Origin of the sequence: Vibrio gazogenes, from assembly GCF_002196515.1 — a bacterium.
GTDB classification, from domain to species: domain Bacteria; phylum Pseudomonadota; class Gammaproteobacteria; order Enterobacterales; family Vibrionaceae; genus Vibrio; species Vibrio gazogenes_A.
Map to the genome: position 1 here is coordinate 1,057,720 of NZ_CP018835.1, position 20,014 is coordinate 1,077,733.

The following is a 20,014-nucleotide window of genomic DNA, read 5'->3' on the forward strand; positions in this document are numbered from 1 at the left end:
AGCCCCGTCTCAAGTGTTATTGCTCAATATTGGAACTTCGTCATAGCCCCAGAATATGTCTTAGAATAACCGTCATTAGCAAAAATGCTTAATTCAGAATAGCGTGATTTGTTCCCCACTACGGGGAGGTAACCGGAAATGACTGCTATCTAATATAGCGGACTCACGCTGATCACCCCCAGCTTTACGCCTTGCCAGATAAAAACGTTGTCGAATGAAATCAGCATAAACACCATTGCCGGTCATTCGTTTACCAAATTCGCTTTGATAAAGCTGTCCGCCATGCAGACTACGGAGATGATTAAGAACTCGCTCAGCCCTTAGCGGGAAATGTATCTTTAACCAATCTTCAAATAAAGGAGCAACTTCATGAGGCAAACGTAACATCACATATCCAACACGCTCAGCACCAGCTTCAACACTCGCCTGTACGAGATTCTCCATTTCATGATCGTTAATAAACGGGATCACTGGTGCGATCATCACGGTTACTGGTATATTTCTCTCCTTTAAGGCACGGATCATTTTCAAGCGAACAGCCCCCGGAACGGCTCTAGGTTCGAGCCTGCGCGATAAATCATTATCGAGCGTCGTCAAACTAACACCGACATGAATCAGGTGTTCTGATGCCATCGATTGCAATAAGTCGATATCCCTCAAAATCAGAGAGCTTTTCGTGATCAATGAAATTGGTTGTTTATATTCATAGGCAATATTCAACAATTTTTGGGTAAGCTTTAGCTCTTTCTCTATGGGTTGATAGGCATCGGTATTAATACCAAGCGCAATGGGTTGACACTGATAATTCGGATTTCTGAGCTCTTTTTCAAAAATCTCGGGGGCATTGATCTTGGCTGTCAGACGTGTTTCAAAATCAATGCCGGGAGAAAGATCCAGATACGCATGTGTCGGTCGGGCAAAACAATAAATACAACCATGCTCACAGCCGCGATATGGATTCACTGAAAGGCGGAACGGAATATCCGGTGATTGATTTGAGGTAATCAAAGTCTTGGCGTATTCGTAGCGAATTTCCGTGTCCGGTGAAGAGACGGAATGAAACTCATCCTCTGTTTCTATAATACGGACATCAAAACGCCCTGGGATAGCTGACATCGTTCCACGACTTTGAAACCGCTTCCCTGATACATCGCGTGACATAATAATTCAAAATACTGTTCATACATACAGTATATAATAAGTAATATTTCTCCAAATCGCGATCTAATTTTTGTTAACCGACTTATCGCTATCATGCCCGACACGACAAACATGAAGATAGGTAGACGAACTGACCAATAGAGACAGGTCAGAATGGGAAGAATGGATACTGTCGAAACAATCGAGGATGATATGCCAGTCAGAAGGGGGATAACGAAATTAACTAGAGATATTTAGCCAGGATGCCGCTCTCAGTATGGGAACGTTAAGAGCAGCATAAATATCGGCAAAGTCAGATCAATTAAACAATACGGTCTTTGTTCCATTCAGCTAAACGATCAGCTCTAGCCGCCGCTTTAGCTTCACGCTTCTTGCGAGCATCACAAGGTTCTGGACAGTTGCAGACTTTTTCAATACCGACAGCCCCCAAACCACCACAGCTACCACTCACCATTTTCTTTTGGAATATATATCCAACCGCCATCGCTGCAATCACAACAACAAACATTGCAAAAGTGATTAGGAAAGTACTCATATTTATACCTCATTCACGGTTTAGACAGGCGGGAATCGATCCGAAGAGAGCTTCTTTGAACCCAAATTTCGTTTCACCAGTCACACAACTTTAGTGACTCATCCGCAAGCGAGTCACCTACCCTGCTTTTACTAAATACCTCAATCTCAACAACAAACCTCGTGCCGATAATCATCGGATACTCTGTCATTAACCATAGCAAAATACAGCATTTAGATAAAACAATGGCTGACTTTACAGTCAGCCATATCGTACAGGGAATGAAATGACAGCTTAACCGCCAAAGTCATCAAGAAGAATATTTTCTTCTTCGACACCCAGCTCTTTCAGCATGTTAATGACAGCAGCATTCATCACTGGTGGCCCACACATGTAGTATTCACAATCTTCTGGCGCTTCATGCTCCTTCAGATAGTTCTCATACAGAACGTTGTGAATAAAGCCAGTATAACCATCCCAATTGTCTTCTGGTAATGGATCAGACAGCGCACAGAACCACTTAAAGTTATCGTTCTCTTCTTGTAAAGCATCGAAATCTTCTACATAGAACATTTCACGCTTCGAACGAGCACCATACCAGAAACTGATCTTACGCTGAGACTTCAGGCGTTTCAGTTGATCAAAGATATGTGAGCGCATTGGCGCCATACCAGCACCACCACCGATAAAGACCATTTCTGCATCGGTATCTTTGGCAAAGAACTCACCAAATGGACCAGAAATAGTAACCTTATCTCCCTCTTTCAGAGACCAGATATAAGATGACATTTGGCCTGGCGGTACATTTGGATTATTCGGTGGCGGAGTTGCAATCCGAACATTCAGCATAATAATGCCAAATTCTTCAGGGTAGTTTGCCATCGAATATGCCCGAATGATGTCTTCGTCAACTTTCGATTCGTAACGGAACAGATTAAATTTTTCCCAGTCAGAGCGGTACTCTTCAGGAACATCAAAATCTGAATACTTAATATGGTGCGCTGGCGCTTCAATCTGGATATATCCACCCGCACGGAACGGTACAGACTCACCATCAGGGATTTGTAACTTCAGCTCCTTAATGAAAGTCGCTTTGCTATCATTGGAGATAACAGTACAGTCCCATTTTTTAACCCCAAAGATTTCTTCCGGTAATTCAATTTCCATATCTGCTTTGACGGAAACCTGACATGCCAGACGCTCACCTTCACGAGCTTCACCTTTGGAAATATGGCTTAATTCTGTAGGAAGAATGTCGCCACCACCGGATTTAACTCTTACTTTACACTGACCACAAGAGCCACCACCACCACAAGCGGATGATACGAAAATACCAGATCCCGCCAATGCGCCCAGAAGTTTACCACCCGGGCTCGTGACGATCGCTTTCTCAGGATCGTCATTAATTAGAATCGTAATGTCACCTGTTGGAACAAGCTTAGATTTGGCGAACAGAATCACCAAAACTAAAACTAGTACAATCAGAGTAAACATCACTACACCAAGAATAATGTCCATTGACTATTCCTTATTGCTGCGGTTTACCCGACTTACAGTTGAACACCAGAGAATGACATAAAGCCTAACGCCATCAAACCAACCGTGATAAACGTGATACCAAGACCACGTAACCCGGGAGGGACGTCAGAATATTTCATTTTCTCACGGATACCTGCAAGCGCAACGATCGCAAGCATCCAACCAGCACCGGAGCCAAAGCCATAAACAATTGACTCAGCAAAATCATATTCGCGTTGTACCATAAACGATACACCACCAAAGATCGCACAGTTCACCGTAATGAGCGGTAAGAAAATACCCAGTGCGTTATATAAAGGTGGGAAGAAACGGTCAAGAACCATTTCCAGAATCTGTACTAACGCCGCGATTACCCCGATGAAAGTGATGAAGTTCAGGAAAGTCAGATCAATACCATCAACCAGTGCATTTTCTTTCAAAACAAGGTTATAAACCAAGTTATTGACTGGCACGGAAATGGTTAACACAACCGTAACGGCAATTCCCAAGCCAAATGCTGTTTTGACTTGTTTTGAAACAGCCAGAAACGTACACATCCCCAGAAAGAAAGCCAGCGCCATGTTTTCCAGGAAAATGGATCGTACGAGTAAACTAATATAATGTTCCATTGTTCCTTACTCCTTCGCTTCCACTTGTTCTGGTTTGAATACACGGATGCCCCAAATCAAGAAGCCAATCAAGAAGAATGCAGATGGTGCAAGTAGCATCAAACCGTTTGGTTGATACCAACCACCATTATTCACTAACGGCAGAACTTCCATTCCAAAGATTTTACCCGAGCCAAATAACTCACGGAAGAAACCAACACTGATCAGGACAAAACCATAACCCAGACCATTTGCAATTCCGTCAATTAAAGAAGGAATTGGTGCTTCTTTCATCGCAAATGCTTCAGCTCGTCCCATAACAATACAGTTCGTGATGATCAAGCCAACAAAAACTGAAAGTTGTTTGGAAATCTCATAAAGATATGCTTTCAGAACTTGGTCAACCACGATTACCAACGAAGCTATAATTGCCATCTGGACAATGATACGCACACTGTTAGGGATGTGGTTACGAATCAATGAAACGAAAAAGTTAGAAAGCGCGGTTACAAACATGACCGCTACTGTCATAACAAATGCTGTTTCAAGCTTCGTTGTGACCGCTAGTGCGGAACATACGCCAAGGACCTGTAGAGCAATGGGGTTGTTGTCCAACACCGGCCCTAACAGACTCTTTTTCAGATCTTTCACAGTAGACATTAGTTCAGACCTCCGTCACGGACTTTTGCCAGGAATGGACCAAAGCCCTTATCACCCAGCCAGAAGTCAAATTGATGCTGGACGCCAACACTGGTCAGAGTCGCACCTGACAGTGCATCAACGCCGTGTATCGATCCTGCAGGTGCACCACCTTTGACGATCTTAATTGCTGGTTTGTGATTTTCATCATAAAGCTTCTTACCAACAAACTGTTTACGCCAGTTTGGGTTTTCAACTTCACCGCCAAGCCCAGGAGTTTCACCTTGCTCATAGTAGATGATGCCATCAACCGTATTACCATCTGTCTCCACTGCGACAAAGGCATACATCATTGACCATAGTCCCTTACCGTGAATTGGCAGAATCAAACGCTGAATTTTGCCATCTTTCTTCACCAGATAGACCAAACCATAATCCGCTCTATAACGAATTTGTGCTGGGTCTTCAGATGTAGGCAGTTTCAGAGACTGTGATTGATCTTTTGAAGCCGCACGTTGATCATAGTCAGATGCCGTTTGTCCTTCAGGAGTCTTCTCAACAAATTCACCGGTTTTAAAATCGACCAGTTTCGTCTCGATATATTGCGTGTAAAGTTCTTTGATACTACCGGATGACATATCGACACCGGAAACTTCCAGAATCTTTTCCTGCTTATCCAAAACTGCATTTATTTGTTGCTTACTACGCAACCCTACAGCTGCCGTTGAAACGATGATTGAGCACACTAAGCTCAATACGATAACAACAAACAACGTTTTCTTAATGCTATCGTTATTGTTTGCCATAGCGCGCTAATCTCCGTTTGACATTCTTTTCAACGACAATATGGTCGAATAATGGTGCAAAAAGATTCGAGAACAGAATCGCCAGCATCATCCCTTCCGGATAAGCGGGGTTTACAACACGAATCAAAACACACATTGCTCCAATCAACATTCCATAAGCCCATTTACCTTTATCGGTAAACGATGCTGAAACGGGATCTGTTGCCATAAAGAACATACCAAAAGCAAATCCACCAAGAACGAGGTGCCAATGCCAAGGCATATTAAACATTGCGTTGGTATCTGAGCCAATCACATTGAACAGGGTTGAAAGCGCAATCATACCGATCATCACACCACCGATGATGCGCCATGAAGCAATTCCCATGTACACGATAAAAGCAGCACCAATCGCAAGCGCTAATGTAGACACTTCACCAATCGAACCTGGAATATTGCCAAGGAATGCATCCATCCAAGAGATAGTCGCACCTGTGACATTATTAACCAATGCACTATGACCACCTTGAGACCACTGACTCAGTGCCGTTGCACCAGAGAAGCCATCAGCAGCAGTCCAGACCACATCACCAGAGATCTGAGCAGGATAAGCAAAGAACAGGAATGCGCGGCCAGCCAATGCTGGGTTGAGGAAGTTACGCCCCGTACCACCAAACACCTCTTTACCGACAACAACACCAAAGGTGATCCCTAATGCGGCCTGCCACAGAGGCAGTGTTGGCGGAACAATCAGTGCAAACAGAATTGACGTCACAAAGAAACCTTCGTTGACTTCATGTTTCCGCACAATACAGAACAAGACTTCCCAGAAACCACCGACAATGAAGACGGTCAGGTAAATCGGAAGAAAATATGTTGCACCAAGCAGCATTTTACTGCCCCAACCAGCCGAATCGGCCATTAGGGTGCCACCCAATAGTTCGGTAAACCAGTAATGCCAGTTGCCATCAATCACACTTAACAGTTGTTGACCCTGATAAAGATGATTCAATGCAGCAATTGCCTGACCGCCAGCATTATACATTCCCCAGAACATTGCAGGGAAAACTGCTAACCAAACCATGATCATAATGCGCTTCAGATCAACGCTATCACGAACATGTGAGCTTTTTCTTGTCACCGTGCCTGGTGTATAGAAAATTGTCGCAGCCGCTTCATACAGCGCATACAATTTCTCATACTTGGCACCCGGTTCAAAGTGATGCTCAATGTCTTCAAGAAACTTTTTAAGACCCATGGAAATTACCCTTCCTTCTCAATCTTATCGAGACACTCACGGAGTAACATGCCGTACTCGTATTTGCCTGGACACACAAAGGTACACAGTGAGAGATCTTCTTCATCGAGCTCTAAAATCCCGAGACGCTGAGCACTGTCAGTATCACCGGCACAGAGATCACGAAGGAGCAATGTCGGTTCCATATCAAGTGGCATTATTTTTTCATAATTACCGATTGGAACCATCGCACGCTCACTACCATTTGTGGCAGTTGTCATATTGAAAAGCTGGCCTTGGAAAAGGTGCCCAAGGTACGAACGTGTGACGGAGAATTTATGTTTACCAGGCACTAACCAGCCAAACAGTTCTTTCTCACGACCTTCTCGAAGCACTGAAACTTGAAGATGATAACGTCCAAGATAAGCATGAGGACCACTGGCTTTCACTCCGGAAAGGACTGAACCAGAAACCACACGGACTTCTCCAGGCATAATTTCGTTATCGATCAATTCGTCTAAGCTAGCGCCAATCGTCGTACGAACCAGACGTGGTTTATTCACAACCGGTCCAGCCAGAGAGACAACACGATCAACGTATAACTCTCCGGTCAAGAATAAATGACCGATAGCGATAACGTCCTGATAGTTGATACTCCAAGCCACATGGTTGAGATCCACAGGATAAAGGAAATGCATGTGTGTTCCGGGCAATCCTGCTGGATGCGGCCCTTCGAATACATGCTCTTCCACATTCGATTGAGCGGAACGAGGTAAGCTCTTTCCTTGTTTACAAACGTAGACTTTACCTTCTGTTAAAACAGATAAAATGTCTAAACCCGCAACGAAAGCATCTGATTGCTCATTAATAATCAGTTGTGGATCGGCAGCCAAAGGATTTGTATCTATAGCAGTTACAAAGATAGCTTTGGTTGCAGAATCGATAGCAGGAACCTTGCTAAAGGGACGAGTACGTAACGCAGTCCACATGCCAGAATCAACCAGCTGTGTTCTAACTTGCTCGCGATCCAAGCTTGCAAGTTGACTCGCGTCAAACTTATCGAATGTCACCTGTGCATCACCAGCAACTTCAATCACAACAGATTGAAGTACCCGTTTTGCACCACGGTTCACTTCGATAACTTTACCGCAGACCGGTGAAGTAAATTTAACCCCAGGATTCTTCTTATCTTCAAAAAGAATTTGAGCTTTCTTTACTTCATCACCTACGCGGACATGCATCGTAGGACGCATACCAACGTACTCTTCGCCAAGCAAGGCGACTTTGCTGATGGTTTTACCATCACTTATCACCTGGGAAGGAGTTCCAGCAATAGGAAGATCCAATCCCTTCTTTATTGTAATCATACGCACTTGCACTATTTTATCGGGAAAAAGATTCTTTAAAATTCTGTAAATAATTTGGCTCTGTTTAGTGATTCAAATCGGAGATAAACGCCGGAAAAACTAAATAAGCCCTAGACACGACACTGGTATCCAGCCTTGATTCTTTTTGCAACAAGGTCGTAACACCTTATTTCAAACATGCTTCTCACTCATGTGAAGCACATTTATCAGACACAGGAGTGTACCATCTTTTAGGCATTTGATGCCATGATCTAAGCTGCTTTTCTTTCTTCATTACGGTGCAATATAATGCAAAAAATTATCATAATTTTGACGAATAGCACACTTATCTCAAGTCGTTTCAAAGATGTATATTTAAAGTAAACATGTTGTTTAATCAAACAGATAGATGATTCGAAAGCACAAACAGCTACGACAGAGACAATCACATCTCATGACTAGCAATCCACTTCGTTTGCCATCGTTCAGATCTCTTTATGACCACCGCCATGACACATCGGGCTATCAGGCGCTTGAGAATTCTGTCGCCACTGTTCAGGTGTATAGGTATGGATCGACAATGCATGAACCTGACCTGCCAATTCATCAGCCAAAACCTGATTCACTGCTCGGTGCTGCTCAATTAAACGCCGTCCATCAAACGAGGGGCTGACAATCACAACTTTGAAATGGCTTTCAGATCCAGCTGGCACATTGTGCATATAACTTTCATTAAGCACTTGGAGGTGCTCGGGCTGGAATGCCTGATGTAACTTCGCTTCAATAATTTCTTGTATCATGTACTTTCTCTCTCCGAGATCACCGGAAAAATGTGTTGAGCACAGATAAAGATGTTCCGGTGAACCTGTGGCGACATATATTACTACTCTCTGACGTTCAGAAAAAGGTTTCAGTTTCTTGTTTGTGCTGCATTTGCGACAATAATCGATAATTTAATAAATCGACGCGCCTGATTGAAAACGATGAAGACAGAATTATCACTAAACGAACGAACACTGACATTGCACCGCTACCCTGAGCAGCATTATGAAAATTTGCAGGCATGGGATGCCGGAGACGAATATCTCATTCGTCATGTTGAAGCAATGTCACCATCTCCCGGCAAGCATGTCTTGATTCTGAATGATCATTTTGGCGCACTGTCATGTTGGTTTGCTCAAGATCATCAAGTCACCCTGATGAGTGATTCATATCTGTCCCATCAAGGGGTACAACAAAATTTGGCCCGGAACGGTAATCACGCGATCACCCGCCTGACAACGCTCGCAGATCTGCCTGCCGATATTGATTTGGTTTTGTTTCAGTTACCGAAGAATAATCGTCACCTTATCTGGCAACTCAGTCAGCTCCGTACCCATCTGTCAAAAACCTGTCCAGTGATTGCGGTCAACAAAGCGAAAGACATCCATACCTCAACATTGCAACTATTTGAGAAATATCTCGGCACCACTCAGACCTCCCTCGCTTGGAAAAAACATCGCTTAGTGTTTGCCAATGCGGATGCGCCTCTTCAATCGGTATCTCCGGAACTAATATGGGACGCAGCAATTGATCATCAATCGATCCGGTTAGTCAATCTGCCTAACGTCTTCTCTGGAGAAAATCTTGATCTGGGAGCGCGCTTTTTCCTCGACCACATTCCAGAAAAGCCGAATTGCAAGCACATTATCGATTTAGGATGCGGTAACGGTGTGCTCTCTATCAAAGCGGGACAACAAAACCCACAAGCGGCTTTAACCTGTATTGATGAAAGCTTTATGGCCGTCGAATCAGCCCGAAGAAATTTAACTTATCACTTCGGTAACCGCGCAAATATGCAGTGCATCGCTAATAATTGTCTGGATGGTTTGGCACCCGCATCAGCTGATTTAATTTTATGTAACCCACCTTTTCACCAACAGAATGCGATTACTGATCATATTGCCTGGCAGATGTTCTGTGATGCAAAGCATGTTCTGGAAAAGAGAGGTGAATTATTAGTGATCGGTAACCGTCACCTCGGCTACGATGGAAAACTCACAAGAATATTTGGAAAATCTAACGTAAAAACTGTCGCGATGAACAAAAAATTTGTTATCTTACAGGCAACTAAATCGTGAGCAGCTAAACTCTGACCATAGATGTCGGAGAAGAGAAGTACGAAGGATAAACGCGAAAGGTGAAGTGTTTATCACTCAATTTCTCAATATCGGCTCACTCACAAATCGTATGACGTTTTTACACAAACCTAGAGTTCCATACAGACTTGGTTTTCCATACATATCTGTTAATGTGATTACTCGATTTTGAACAAGGAACCACTCATGAAAAAACTGGTTATTGCAGCGACTGTCGCACTGCTTGCCGCCTGTTCAGGCCCACAGCAGCAACAAATCAACTTTGCCCCCCAACCGGCCCTCAGTCAGAGTGATATTGTGAAGGGAAAATCTTTTACCCTGATGAGTAAAGATGTCAGAACCTCTCAATATATTGCGTTAGTTGATAGCGGCCGTGCACATATCGAACCGGTTCATGCGCGCCAGAATGTGCGAATCGCGATTGAGAATGCGTTGTCACAGCAATTTTCATCTCAAGGTTTTACAACCAGCGTCAATAGCGAAAACTCAGTAACGGTAGAGATTCAAGAAGCGCTCGTTTCAGTGAAGCATTCAATTATGGAAAGCGAAATGAACGCAAGTGTTGTTCTTGAAATCACGGCTGAAACACCAACCGGAAAACTGGTCAAAACTTACCATGGTACCGCAAAGAAAACGTCAACATTTAGTGCATCAAATGATGATATCGAGATGGTCTTTAATGATGTCGTCAACAATGTCCTGAAAAAGATTGCTCAAGATGACGAGTTGAAAAACTATATGCGGGAGCACTTTTAATGCGTCGGTATCGCTTCTCCGTCATACTGGCCTATTGCTTTTTTTCACTGTTTAGTTTCAGCGCTTCGGCGTCTCCCAGTGTGGCATTTGAAACCACACTGGGTTCGTTTACTGTCGAATTGAACAGCGAACAAGCACCGGTCACAGTTAAAAACTTCCTGCGTTATGTTGAAGACGGCAGTTATGTCGGCAGTATTTTTCACCGAGTCATTCCCGGCTTTATGGTTCAGGGAGGTGGATTCAGTACCCAAATGGAACGGCTGAAAACTTACCCGCCAATCGCCAACGAAGCCAATAACGGTTTGTCCAATCAAACCGGAACCATCGCAATGGCCAGAACTCAGGATCCAAACTCCGCTACCCGGCAATTTTTTATCAATCTGGTTGATAATGACTTCCTCAATTACGGCAAGCGGCCACCAGGTTATGCCGTATTTGGTCGGGTCACGGCAGGGTTTGACGTGATTCAAAAGATTGGTCAGCAAAAAACGGGCATCCAGAAATATATGAAAGATGTCCCCGTAGAACCAATTATTATCACACGTGTTTTTGTTGTCCCTGAAAAAGACACCACAGCAACGACATCAACAGCACAATAGAGGTTTATTCGTTGCAAAAATCATCCTACACGTGGAAATCCACTGTTCAGAGTTATTTCGATAAACGTTTAGCATGGGTTCTCATGCTTGGATGTTCCAGTGGATTTCCTTGGGTATTAATCGGTTCCAATATGTCCGGCTGGCTAAAAGATGCTGGATTTACCAATACGGATATTGGTTATTTCAGCAGTATTTTTGTCGCCTACTCAGTCAATTTTTTATGGTCCCCTCTTGTAGACCGAATTCATATCCCACTGGTGAGTCGGTGGCTCGGGCAACGGCGTAGCTGGATTTTTGTCTGCCAGTGCATCATTTTGTTGTCCACACTGGCAATTGCTTCTTTTTCCAATCCCACCACCACTCATTTTATGATGACCTACGGGATTGCACTGGTGATCGCATTTGTCTCAGCGACTCAAGATATTGCGATTGATGCTTTCCGAATCGACACCTTCAATAAAGCTGAGGAGTCAAAGCTACCTCAAGCTTCCGCAATGGCCGTTATCGGTTGGTGGACGGGCTATTCTCTACCGGGGTATCTGGCGTTTACCAATGCCGATCAATATGGCTGGAATACGGTTTATTTTGGGATGGCCGCAGTCATGGTTGTGCTGATCATCTTCACACTGATGACCAGAGAACCTGTCACCCACCGGGATCTTTTGCAGCAAAAAGCGGAAGCGCGTCACCATCAGTATATTGAATCGCCGGCTCTGCTATGGCTTTCCGTCACCGTAGTCGAACCGTTTATTGATTTCTTCAAACGAAACGGCGTTCGGGTTGCGTTAACAATTTTACTATTTGTATTTTTGTTCAAAATTGGCGAAGCGTTTTTGGGCAAAATGTCGATTTCATTTTACCGAGAAGTCGGGTTCACCAATGAACAGATTGGTTACTATTCGAAAATGATCGGTTGGTGGACAACGATGTTCTTCACGCTGATCGGGAGTATGGTGACAGTACGATTCGGTATTGTGAAAGGCTTGATGATCGGTGGGATCGCCATGTCAGCCAGCAATCTAATGTTCTCATGGATTGCGCAGGCAGGCCCGAATGAACACCTTTTTCTCGCAACGGTCATCGTCGATAACTTTACTACGGCTTTTTCAACCGTCGCATTTGTCTCGTTCCTCACTTTAATGACCGGACAAGCTTTTTCGGCAACGCAATATGCGCTATTAGCGTCTTTAGGCAATGCCGGGCGCACCGTCCTCTCATCATTCAGTGGCGCGATGGTCGATTATCTTAACAACTGGCCGCTATTTTTTGTTCTGACTGCGGTGATGGTTGTCCCGAGTCTGATCATGCTTTACCTGCTCCGACATTATTTTACGGATCTGTTGGAAAAAGCAAAAGCATCCAGAAAACAAGATTGCATTTAAATCAGGCTTGATTAGACTCGCTAATCGTTCGGAACAAATCAATGAGCCCCAATAAAGCATGAATATTCTGGTGATTGGCCCGGGAGCGATTGGCTCGCTTTGGGCCATCAAATTACAGCAAGACGGACATCAGGTCGCAGTGTTTGGCAGGCAAACCGAATCTCACTATCAATGTCAGTTCGGTGAACACAGCTATACATTCCGCAACCGACAGATCAACGATATCAAACACGCTGATCTCATTTTGGTGACCGTCAAAGCCTGGCAGGTCACTTCGGCCCTTCATTCACTGGCCCATCAGATCGATCCAGACACCATCATGATGCTCATGCACAACGGAATGGGGACGGTTGAGTCAGTCAGAACCTTATTACCAACCAATCCAATCATTCTGGCGACGACGACACATGGCGCTTTCAAGCCATCGCCGACACAACTCTTCCATACCGGACAAGGTGAAACCTTAATCGGTGCTGCGAATGAACAAGGTCATCGGTGCCAGTTTCTGACCGATGTCTTAGAACATGCGTTTCCTGAGGTTCACTGGCATCCCCAGATTGAACACGCCCTATGGCGCAAACTTGCCGTCAATTGTGTGATCAATCCTCTAACCGCCATCCATCAATGTCCGAATGGCAATTTAGCGCTTCCCGAATACCAAGCTGTCATCTCTCGTCTGATTGCGGAAGTGGGTGCCGTCATGGCAGCTGAGAACATTCCGGTACATCTTGAAGAATTAACCACTCATATTGACCGAGTCATCACTGCAACAGCGGAAAATAAGTCATCGATGCATCAAGATGTTTATCACCGGAGAAAAACTGAAATAGACTTTATTACGGGATATCTGCTCAGCAGTGCGAAAAAGCATAGAATTGCAGTCCCAGAAAACGAAGCCTTATATCAGCACATCAGGATATTGGAACAACAGTGGGAGTCACTCATATGAGTTATAACATCTTAGTGCCAATTGCGACCGGCAGTGAAGAAATTGAAGCGATCACGATCATTGATGTGATGGTTCGGGCGGGTTATCACGTAGTGACCGCCAGTGCCGATCCGACAGAACAACGGGTCATGAAAGCTTCGCGAGGTGTGATATTGACCGCTGAAACACCGCTTCGCGATGTCATCAACCAACCGTTTGATGCGATTGTTCTGCCCGGCGGCCTTACAGGTGCAGAAAACTTCCGCGACAATCCGCTCCTCATTGAGCAACTCAGACAGCAAAAACAAGCCGGTCGTCTGGTTGCTGCAATCTGTGCTGCACCGGCAATTGTATTACAGTATCACCACCTGTTCCCTGAAGCTCAGCTCACCTGCCACCCGAATTTTCAACAACAGATTCCCGATGCTCAGAAAAGTACACAACGTGTGGTTTACGACAGCTCAGCCAATTTATTAACCAGTCAGGGGCCCGGAACCGCCTTAGAATTCGCTCTGGAATTGGTTCGTCTGCTCTCCGGAGAACAACACATGTGGCAGGTCGCTGAGCCGATGATACCGCCGGCTGAGATTACGCCCGTTCAACCGCTTAATACTTAATGAGTCGTAACCGTCATGACACTTGATATTTCGTCCGTTCGCCAACAGTTTCCGTCGTTAAACGATGCTGCTTATGTCTATCTGGACAGCGCCGCTACCACGCAAAAACCACAATGCGTGATTGAGCGATTGTCCCACTATTATCAGTCTCAGAATGCCAATGTTCACCGCGGTAGCCATCATCTCACTGCCGAGGCGACCCAAGCATTCGAACAAGCTCGCTCACTGGTTGCCGACTTTATCGGTGCGGCCTCCGAACAGGAAATTATCTGGACAAGGGGCGCAACAGAATCCTTAAACCTGATCGCTCAAAGTTGGGGAAGAGCGAACTTGAGTGCAGGTGACGAAATTTTAGTGAGTGAAACTGAACATCACGCGAATATCGTACCGTGGCAATTGGTTGCGGAACAAACAGGCGCACGGGTCGTCAAGATCCCGATGACGGCACAGGGAGAGTTTGGCTGGGAGGCTTATACACAACTGCTCAATGCCAAAACCAAACTGGTGGCGGTTGCGCATATGACCAATGTCACCGGTACTCGGCTACCGCTAGAAGCGATTATTCCGCTGGCTCATCAGACTGGCGCTGTCGTCGTGGTGGACGGAGCACAAGGGATCGTCCATGAATCAGTCAATATGATTGAGATGGACGCTGATTTCTATGTTTTCTCCGGCCATAAACTGTATGCCCCCACGGGCATCGGCGTTCTGTATGGTAAGCAGCACTTGTTGGATGCCATGCCACCTTGGCAAGGTGGCGGCAAAATGGTCGAGAGGGTTTCTTTTGAGCAAACCACATTTACCGGATTACCCGGTAAATTTGAAGCGGGAACCCCCAACATCGCCGGTGCAATTACGCTGGCTGAAGCGATGCGTTGGTATCAGTCTTTTGCAACAGAAGAGAGAGAACAACACCTGCATCAATTACAACACTCGGCTTATCAGGGGTTAAGTCAGTATGAAGCGGTTCGGGTAATCGGGTACCAGCCCAATGCCAGTATTCTCAGCTTCATCGTGGAAGGTGTGCATCATCAGGATGTTGCCACGCTCTTGGATCAACAAGGCATTATTGTCAGAGCGGGCCATCATTGTGCTCATCCCTGTATGGATGCGTTTGGCATTCAAGGAACCATTCGTCTGTCTTTCGGGATTTATAACACCATGGCGGATGTGCAAAAGTTTATTGCCGCCTTGGACAAAAGTCTGAGCTTTTTCTAACCGCAGCGTTCTGCACACGACACCGAGTGACACGCTGCCTGTCTGTCAGCGCTGACTCAGTGTCTGGATTTGCCGGACGATAGCGCGAAGGCCATTGCCCCGGGATGGGCTGAGATGATTGAACAACCCTAAGCGGGAAAAATAGTCTTCGATAGGGAAAGCCGCAATCGCATCACCCGTTTTCCCTTGATAAGCCGCCATTACAATCGCAATCAATCCGCGGACAATTCTGGCATCGGAATCGGCACAAAAGAACCACTGCTCCTGTTCTGATTCCGCCACCAGCCAGACCTGACTCTCACAACCCGAGACCTGAACGCGTTCGGATTTCAAATCCTCCGGCATCGCGGGTAACTGTTTTCCCCACTGAATCACTTGGCGATACTTATCTTCCCAGCCGTGAAGGCTTGCCATGATTTGCTGCACATCGTCAGCAGTGATTTCACGACCAAATGGCGACAACGGTAAACTAGGCATCACATTCCCTTCCATCACTGTTGATATTTGCGGATCAGTTTTTCGACAATTTTAGCGGCTGCCACAAAGCCGAAGCTTGCCGTGACCATGGTTGCGGCACCAAACCCCGTGGCACAATCCATCCGCTTCGGACCTTCGGCCGTCGATTTCATCGCACAAACCGAACCATCAGCCTGCGGATATTTTAATTGCTCGGTCGAGAAGACACATTCAATACCAAACTTTCGCGCCGGATTTTTTGGAAAATGATGGTCTCGCCGTAAACGATCTTTCAGTTTCTTCGCCAGTGGATCCTGAATCGTCCGGGTCAAATCCGCCACCTGTATCTGGGTCGGATCAACTTGCCCACCGGCACCACCCACGGTAATCACTTTGATCTTATTGCGGCGACAATAAGCTAATAATGCGGCTTTCGCTTTCAGGCTATCAATCGCATCCAGCACATAATCAAATTCGGGTTTCAGATACAAATGTTGGTTGTCAGGAGAGATAAAATCATCAATCAAATTGACGCGACACTCAGGGTTAATTAAGCGAATTCGCGCCGCCATCACGTCGATTTTGCTTTGACCAACCGTCCCTTGCATCGCATGGATCTGACGATTCACATTAGTCACGCATACATCATCCATGTCGATTAAAGTCAGTTCACCGATACCGGTTCTGGCCAACGCTTCCGCGCCCCATGAACCAACGCCACCCAGACCAATGACACAGACATGTGCCGCACGGAGAATCTCAACCGCATCATGACCATAAAGACGGCGGGTTCCGCCAAAACGCTGGTTGTAATCATCAGAAGCCGGCGTATCTAATTCACGCATTACATTCCCCAAAGTCAAAACTATTTTGCCAAAGCATCTTGAAAAAGAAAGAGTGCGATTTATACGCACTCTTGCTCCAAAAGTCTAGACAACCCTCCGGAAACTATTCTAACTTTTCTGGTGGTAAAGCCCACGGTGCCTGCGTCGGAGAGTTTTCTAAACCCAGTTTCCATACGCGTCCGAAATGACGGTAATGCCCGGCAGCAATCCCGGCTCGTTCACCCATACCATGATAAAGATCGAGATGATTATCTTTCACCGCACCGCCGGTATCGAGCACAATCAACAACCGCAATTCATGTGTTCCGCTCCAACTGCCATCCGCATTGAGCAAGGGAACTTCGGCCAAGATTGGCGTTCCCATCGGAAATATCCGTCGGTCCCCGGCAACCGAAGCCATCGGTAACAGTTGAATACCGGCAGAACCGGTCACCGGTGCCGCCGATCTTGGCTCAAAAAACACATAGGACGGATTTTGTTCCAGCAACGTTTTTACTTCATCTTCAGGATGCGTCATAACCCAGTGCTTGATCGCTTTCAACGACATTTTCTCACGCGGGATCTCCCCCTGATCGATCAGCACTTTGCCGATACTGATATAGGCTTTGTTGTTTTTCCCTGCATAGGCAAAATATTCCAGAGAATCGTCATCCCTGAAATGGACAAAACCGCTGCCTTGCACCTCCATAATGAACGGATCAATCAGATTTGCAGCGTACCCCAATTCCAATCCCTGTCCGGAGAGTGCTCCTGCATAAATCTGCGCCCGGGTCGGACAATCGGCCTCACAGACCGGCATGGCATATAGTGGATAACGAAACACCTCATCAGGTGTATGGCGTAGTTCAATCACTGGTGAAAAATAACCGGTAAATAAAACATTCCCCTGTTGATCGCCCCCTTGAAGCTGAGCCGCCTGAACCCCGTACTGTTGCAATTCTGCGGGATCGCCACTTTCTTGAATCCACTCTTTCAAATGCTGATAAAGCGGCTGATAGAGCATCGCCAGTGACGGTGAATTTTGCACAACCAGCTCACTCTGGAGCGGGAATTCGGTAAAATCCCGAGGCGCGTTGGAGGTAATGGTCTCTGTCCGGTTGAGATCATTTGATAATGTGCCGTCGAGATACTGTTGAGCACGATCGGTCGGGTGCACACACCCATTGAGTATCACAGACGCCAGTATCAGGCCCAATATTTTTTTCACAGTTCGTTTTCCATCATTTACGGTTGGCAAAGCATGACAAATTGATTCATCATCTGCAATCGACAGGACGGATATTTAAACGAAATTTATCAACTTCTGACGTGCAGACAATCATGGATGAAAAAGCAATAAAAAATACTTGCCCAACAATGAATAAAAAGTCATTATTTCAACATAAATAAACATGGATATTTTACTGTGAAAAACAGAAGTACTGCACTGGTTAAAGGCTTTCGCCAATCAACACCATACGTCAATGCGCACCGTGGAAAAACAATGGTCATCATGCTCGGTGGTGAGGCGGTCGCGGACAAAAATTTCACCAATATCATCAGTGATATTGCCCTGCTGCATAGTCTGGGAGTAAAGCTGGTCGTGGTGCATGGTGCTCGTCCGCAAATCAATCAGATTTTGCAGGAACAAGCATGTGCAACGCCCTACTATAAGGGTATTCGGATCACCAATGAAAAAGCTTTACCACTGGTCATGCAGGCCGCAGGTCAGCTCCAGCTTTCAATCACCGGAAAACTCTCCTTAAGCCTGAATAATACACCGATGGCAGGTAACCAACTGAATGTCGTCAGCGGTAATTTTGTCATTGCCCAGCCTTTAGGGATTGATGATGGAATTGACTACTGTCATAGCGGACGGGTGCGCCGCATCAATATCGATGGGATCAACCGGGCTTTAGAACAAGACTCCATCGTCCTGCTCGGCCCAATCGCCAGTTCGGTGACCGGTGAGTGTTTTAATCTTCTGTCGGAAGAGGTCGCCACACAAGTTGCGATTCGTCTCAAAGCCGACAAACTGATCGGATTCTGTTCCGAACAGGGCATTATTGATGAACACGGCAATGCGATTGCTGAGCTGTTCCCAGCCGACGTCGAAGCGCTATTGAACCGAATGGAACCCGATCCCCAGGACGACGAGCAACAAGACATTCATACTGGCAGAGTTCGTTTCCTCAGAGCTGCAATTTCAGCCTGTCGCGCAGGCGTTCCTCGCAGTCATTTGGTCAGCTACAAAGAAGATGGTGCCTTGATTCAAGAGCTGTTCTCTTTTGATGGTATCGGTACTCAGGTTGTCATGGCTAGTTCAGAACAGGTCCGTCAGGCCACCATCGATGATATCGGGGGTATTTTCGATTTAATCCAGCCACTGGAAGAGAAAGGCATTTTGGTGCGTCGTTCGAGAGAACAGCTTGAACAAGAAATTCATCGCTTCACGATTATTGACCGCGACGGCCTGATTATTGGTTGTGCTGCGCTTTATCCCTATGTGGAAGAGAGCATGGCAGAAATGGCATGTGTCGCCATTCATAATGAATACCGAGATAGTAATCGTGGACTGATGTTGCTCAATCATATGAAAGGGCAAGCGAAGAACATGGGGATCGAACATATGTTCGTGCTCACTACGCATAGCCTGCATTGGTTCAGAGAACAGGGATTTGTCGAGATGGACGTGAGTTCACTACCGGCAATCAAACAAAACCTGTACAACTACCAACGCCGCTCTAAAGTATTGAGTCTCGAACTGTAACGGGCGTGAACGATTCGGCTTGGATAGTCACTGATGCAATCACTCATATGGCGACATTCAAGCCCGTTTCATGTTTATTGCCAGTCATAGCAAAGACTTAAATTGCACTGAAACTAAACAGATAACAAACCGCTTTACTCTATTTTCAAATTGTGTAAAATTCACCCAATCAATCAATGGATACATTTTTTGCAACACGGATCACAGTATTTACTCAAAGTAAAAAGTAGCGCAAGGATGCTTTTAGTCACTAAATTAGTCATTAAGAGCACAAAAATATGAGAACGGTTATCTGTAATTCACTTCAAAGCTTCTGGGACATGGGAGACCATCAGTTTTTAGAAGGTCATAATGTTCATTGCGTTTTTCCGATGAATGAACAAGTAAAAAGCTTCATTCTGGAATGTCAGTCTCGTTACAAAATTCGCACCATCACATTCACATCCATCGGCCTAAATCGATAAATGATGTCCATCGATTTGCAGGCTAATTCCGGGCTTTTTCGGAATTAGCCCAAA

21 protein-coding genes are annotated in these 20,014 nt (G+C 45.5%); 9 read left to right on the forward strand and 12 right to left on the reverse strand.

The features are described 5' to 3' along the window. Positions 1 to 93: 93 nt before the first annotated feature. The 9 genes from BSQ33_RS04880 to BSQ33_RS04920 form a co-directional block, all read right to left on the reverse strand. Positions 94 to 1,161, reverse strand: a complete 1,068-nt coding sequence (locus BSQ33_RS04880) for a PA0069 family radical SAM protein (RefSeq protein ID WP_088133475.1) — start codon at positions 1,159 to 1,161, stop codon at positions 94 to 96. A 301-nt stretch (positions 1,162 to 1,462) separates the two neighbouring features. Beyond that, entirely contained in the window at positions 1,463 to 1,696 is a 234-nt protein-coding gene (nqrM, locus tag BSQ33_RS04885; RefSeq protein WP_088133476.1) for a (Na+)-NQR maturation NqrM, read from the reverse strand. Between the two features lie 273 nt (positions 1,697 to 1,969). After that, positions 1,970 to 3,193: an NADH:ubiquinone reductase (Na(+)-transporting) subunit F gene (nqrF, locus tag BSQ33_RS04890; protein ID WP_088133477.1), complete on the reverse strand. Its 1,224-nt coding sequence runs from the start codon at positions 3,191 to 3,193 to the stop codon at positions 1,970 to 1,972. A 32-nt stretch (positions 3,194 to 3,225) separates the two neighbouring features. Beyond that, entirely contained in the window at positions 3,226 to 3,822 is a 597-nt protein-coding gene (gene nqrE, locus BSQ33_RS04895) for an NADH:ubiquinone reductase (Na(+)-transporting) subunit E (protein ID WP_038183383.1), read from the reverse strand. 6 nt (positions 3,823 to 3,828) lie between these two features. After that, positions 3,829 to 4,461 (reverse strand): NADH:ubiquinone reductase (Na(+)-transporting) subunit D, encoded by a 633-nt coding sequence (locus BSQ33_RS04900; protein WP_074371725.1) that lies wholly within the window; start codon positions 4,459 to 4,461, stop codon positions 3,829 to 3,831. Next, the gene (locus BSQ33_RS04905; protein ID WP_088133478.1) at positions 4,461 to 5,246 is read right to left on the reverse strand and encodes a Na(+)-translocating NADH-quinone reductase subunit C; all 786 of its coding nucleotides are present in this window, start codon (positions 5,244 to 5,246) and stop codon (positions 4,461 to 4,463) included. Before BSQ33_RS04905 ends, BSQ33_RS04900 begins: the two co-directional genes overlap by 1 nt. After that, positions 5,233 to 6,483, reverse strand: coding sequence for an NADH:ubiquinone reductase (Na(+)-transporting) subunit B (locus BSQ33_RS04910; RefSeq protein WP_088133479.1), 1,251 nt, complete (start codon positions 6,481 to 6,483; stop codon positions 5,233 to 5,235). Before BSQ33_RS04910 ends, BSQ33_RS04905 begins: the two co-directional genes overlap by 14 nt. Positions 6,484 to 6,488: 5 nt before the next feature. Further along, positions 6,489 to 7,829: a Na(+)-translocating NADH-quinone reductase subunit A gene (locus BSQ33_RS04915; protein ID WP_088133480.1), complete on the reverse strand. Its 1,341-nt coding sequence runs from the start codon at positions 7,827 to 7,829 to the stop codon at positions 6,489 to 6,491. Between the two features lie 464 nt (positions 7,830 to 8,293). Then, a complete protein-coding gene (locus tag BSQ33_RS04920) occupies positions 8,294 to 8,608 on the reverse strand; it encodes a BolA family protein (protein WP_088133481.1) in 315 nt (104 codons plus the stop codon). A 183-nt stretch (positions 8,609 to 8,791) separates the two neighbouring features. Between BSQ33_RS04920 and BSQ33_RS04925 the strand changes: the two genes are divergently transcribed. The 7 genes from BSQ33_RS04925 (at position 8,792) to csdA (ending at position 15,446) form a co-directional block, all read left to right on the forward strand. After that, positions 8,792 to 9,928: a methyltransferase gene (locus BSQ33_RS04925; RefSeq protein ID WP_088133482.1), complete on the forward strand. Its 1,137-nt coding sequence runs from the start codon at positions 8,792 to 8,794 to the stop codon at positions 9,926 to 9,928. A gap of 204 nt (positions 9,929 to 10,132) precedes the next feature. Further along, on the forward strand, positions 10,133 to 10,702 hold the full coding sequence (locus BSQ33_RS04930; RefSeq protein WP_088133483.1) for a YajG family lipoprotein: 570 nt from the start codon (positions 10,133 to 10,135) through the stop codon (positions 10,700 to 10,702). After that, positions 10,702 to 11,301 (forward strand): peptidylprolyl isomerase, encoded by a 600-nt coding sequence (locus tag BSQ33_RS04935; RefSeq protein WP_088133484.1) that lies wholly within the window; start codon positions 10,702 to 10,704, stop codon positions 11,299 to 11,301. Before BSQ33_RS04930 ends, BSQ33_RS04935 begins: the two co-directional genes overlap by 1 nt. Before the next feature lie 11 nt (positions 11,302 to 11,312). Then, on the forward strand, positions 11,313 to 12,683 hold the full coding sequence (locus BSQ33_RS04940; RefSeq protein WP_232471951.1) for an AmpG family muropeptide MFS transporter: 1,371 nt from the start codon (positions 11,313 to 11,315) through the stop codon (positions 12,681 to 12,683). A 58-nt stretch (positions 12,684 to 12,741) separates the two neighbouring features. Further along, positions 12,742 to 13,632: a 2-dehydropantoate 2-reductase gene (gene panE, locus BSQ33_RS04945; protein WP_088133485.1), complete on the forward strand. Its 891-nt coding sequence runs from the start codon at positions 12,742 to 12,744 to the stop codon at positions 13,630 to 13,632. Beyond that, positions 13,629 to 14,228, forward strand: coding sequence for a DJ-1 family glyoxalase III (locus tag BSQ33_RS04950; protein WP_088133486.1), 600 nt, complete (start codon positions 13,629 to 13,631; stop codon positions 14,226 to 14,228). Before panE ends, BSQ33_RS04950 begins: the two co-directional genes overlap by 4 nt. 15 nt (positions 14,229 to 14,243) lie before the next feature. After that, positions 14,244 to 15,446 (forward strand): cysteine desulfurase CsdA, encoded by a 1,203-nt coding sequence (gene csdA / locus BSQ33_RS04955; RefSeq protein WP_088133487.1) that lies wholly within the window; start codon positions 14,244 to 14,246, stop codon positions 15,444 to 15,446. Positions 15,447 to 15,491: 45 nt separating this feature from the next. On the opposite strand, the gene csdE is transcribed toward csdA, so the two are convergent. The 3 genes from csdE to mltA form a co-directional block, all read right to left on the reverse strand. Then, positions 15,492 to 15,923 carry a cysteine desulfurase sulfur acceptor subunit CsdE gene (gene csdE, locus BSQ33_RS04960; RefSeq protein ID WP_088134534.1) on the reverse strand — a complete coding sequence of 144 codons (432 nt, stop codon included), beginning with the start codon at positions 15,921 to 15,923 and terminating at the stop codon, positions 15,492 to 15,494. 14 nt (positions 15,924 to 15,937) lie between these two features. Further along, entirely contained in the window at positions 15,938 to 16,747 is an 810-nt protein-coding gene (tcdA, locus tag BSQ33_RS04965) for a tRNA cyclic N6-threonylcarbamoyladenosine(37) synthase TcdA (RefSeq protein WP_088133488.1), read from the reverse strand. Between the two features lie 103 nt (positions 16,748 to 16,850). After that, the gene (gene mltA, locus BSQ33_RS04970) at positions 16,851 to 17,954 is read right to left on the reverse strand and encodes a murein transglycosylase A (RefSeq protein WP_088133489.1); all 1,104 of its coding nucleotides are present in this window, start codon (positions 17,952 to 17,954) and stop codon (positions 16,851 to 16,853) included. Between the two features lie 198 nt (positions 17,955 to 18,152). On the opposite strand from mltA, the gene argA reads away from it, so the two are divergent. Together argA and BSQ33_RS21945 are read left to right on the forward strand one after the other, a co-directional pair. Then, on the forward strand, positions 18,153 to 19,496 hold the full coding sequence (gene argA / locus BSQ33_RS04975; RefSeq protein ID WP_088133490.1) for an amino-acid N-acetyltransferase: 1,344 nt from the start codon (positions 18,153 to 18,155) through the stop codon (positions 19,494 to 19,496). Between the two features lie 278 nt (positions 19,497 to 19,774). Further along, complete coding sequence (locus tag BSQ33_RS21945; protein WP_088133491.1) at positions 19,775 to 19,960, forward strand: hypothetical protein; 186 nt, start codon at positions 19,775 to 19,777, stop codon at positions 19,958 to 19,960. Positions 19,961 to 20,014 lie beyond the last annotated feature (54 nt).

Bases quoted from the DNA above. Each gene is read 5' to 3' on its own strand.
- nqrF (WP_088133477.1), bottom strand. From the start codon at position 3,193: ATGGACATTATTCTTGGTGTAGTGATGTTTACTCTGATTGTACTAGTT.
- nqrE (WP_038183383.1), bottom strand. From the start codon at position 3,822: ATGGAACATTATATTAGTTTACTCGTACGATCCATTTTCCTGGAAAAC.
- BSQ33_RS04935 (WP_088133484.1), top strand. From the start codon at position 10,702: ATGCGTCGGTATCGCTTCTCCGTCATACTGGCCTATTGCTTTTTTTCA.
- BSQ33_RS04880 (WP_088133475.1), bottom strand. From the start codon at position 1,161: ATGTCACGCGATGTATCAGGGAAGCGGTTTCAAAGTCGTGGAACGATG.
- BSQ33_RS21945 (WP_088133491.1), top strand. From the start codon at position 19,775: ATGAGAACGGTTATCTGTAATTCACTTCAAAGCTTCTGGGACATGGGA.
- BSQ33_RS04930 (WP_088133483.1), top strand. From the start codon at position 10,133: ATGAAAAAACTGGTTATTGCAGCGACTGTCGCACTGCTTGCCGCCTGT.
- nqrM (WP_088133476.1), bottom strand. From the start codon at position 1,696: ATGAGTACTTTCCTAATCACTTTTGCAATGTTTGTTGTTGTGATTGCA.
- BSQ33_RS04905 (WP_088133478.1), bottom strand. From the start codon at position 5,246: ATGGCAAACAATAACGATAGCATTAAGAAAACGTTGTTTGTTGTTATC.
- BSQ33_RS04900 (WP_074371725.1), bottom strand. From the start codon at position 4,461: ATGTCTACTGTGAAAGATCTGAAAAAGAGTCTGTTAGGGCCGGTGTTG.
- BSQ33_RS04910 (WP_088133479.1), bottom strand. From the start codon at position 6,483: ATGGGTCTTAAAAAGTTTCTTGAAGACATTGAGCATCACTTTGAACCG.
- csdE (WP_088134534.1), bottom strand. From the start codon at position 15,923: ATGCCTAGTTTACCGTTGTCGCCATTTGGTCGTGAAATCACTGCTGAC.
- tcdA (WP_088133488.1), bottom strand. From the start codon at position 16,747: ATGCGTGAATTAGATACGCCGGCTTCTGATGATTACAACCAGCGTTTT.
- BSQ33_RS04920 (WP_088133481.1), bottom strand. From the start codon at position 8,608: ATGATACAAGAAATTATTGAAGCGAAGTTACATCAGGCATTCCAGCCC.
- BSQ33_RS04950 (WP_088133486.1), top strand. From the start codon at position 13,629: ATGAGTTATAACATCTTAGTGCCAATTGCGACCGGCAGTGAAGAAATT.
- csdA (WP_088133487.1), top strand. From the start codon at position 14,244: ATGACACTTGATATTTCGTCCGTTCGCCAACAGTTTCCGTCGTTAAAC.
- BSQ33_RS04915 (WP_088133480.1), bottom strand. From the start codon at position 7,829: ATGATTACAATAAAGAAGGGATTGGATCTTCCTATTGCTGGAACTCCT.
- BSQ33_RS04925 (WP_088133482.1), top strand. From the start codon at position 8,792: ATGAAGACAGAATTATCACTAAACGAACGAACACTGACATTGCACCGC.
- panE (WP_088133485.1), top strand. From the start codon at position 12,742: ATGAATATTCTGGTGATTGGCCCGGGAGCGATTGGCTCGCTTTGGGCC.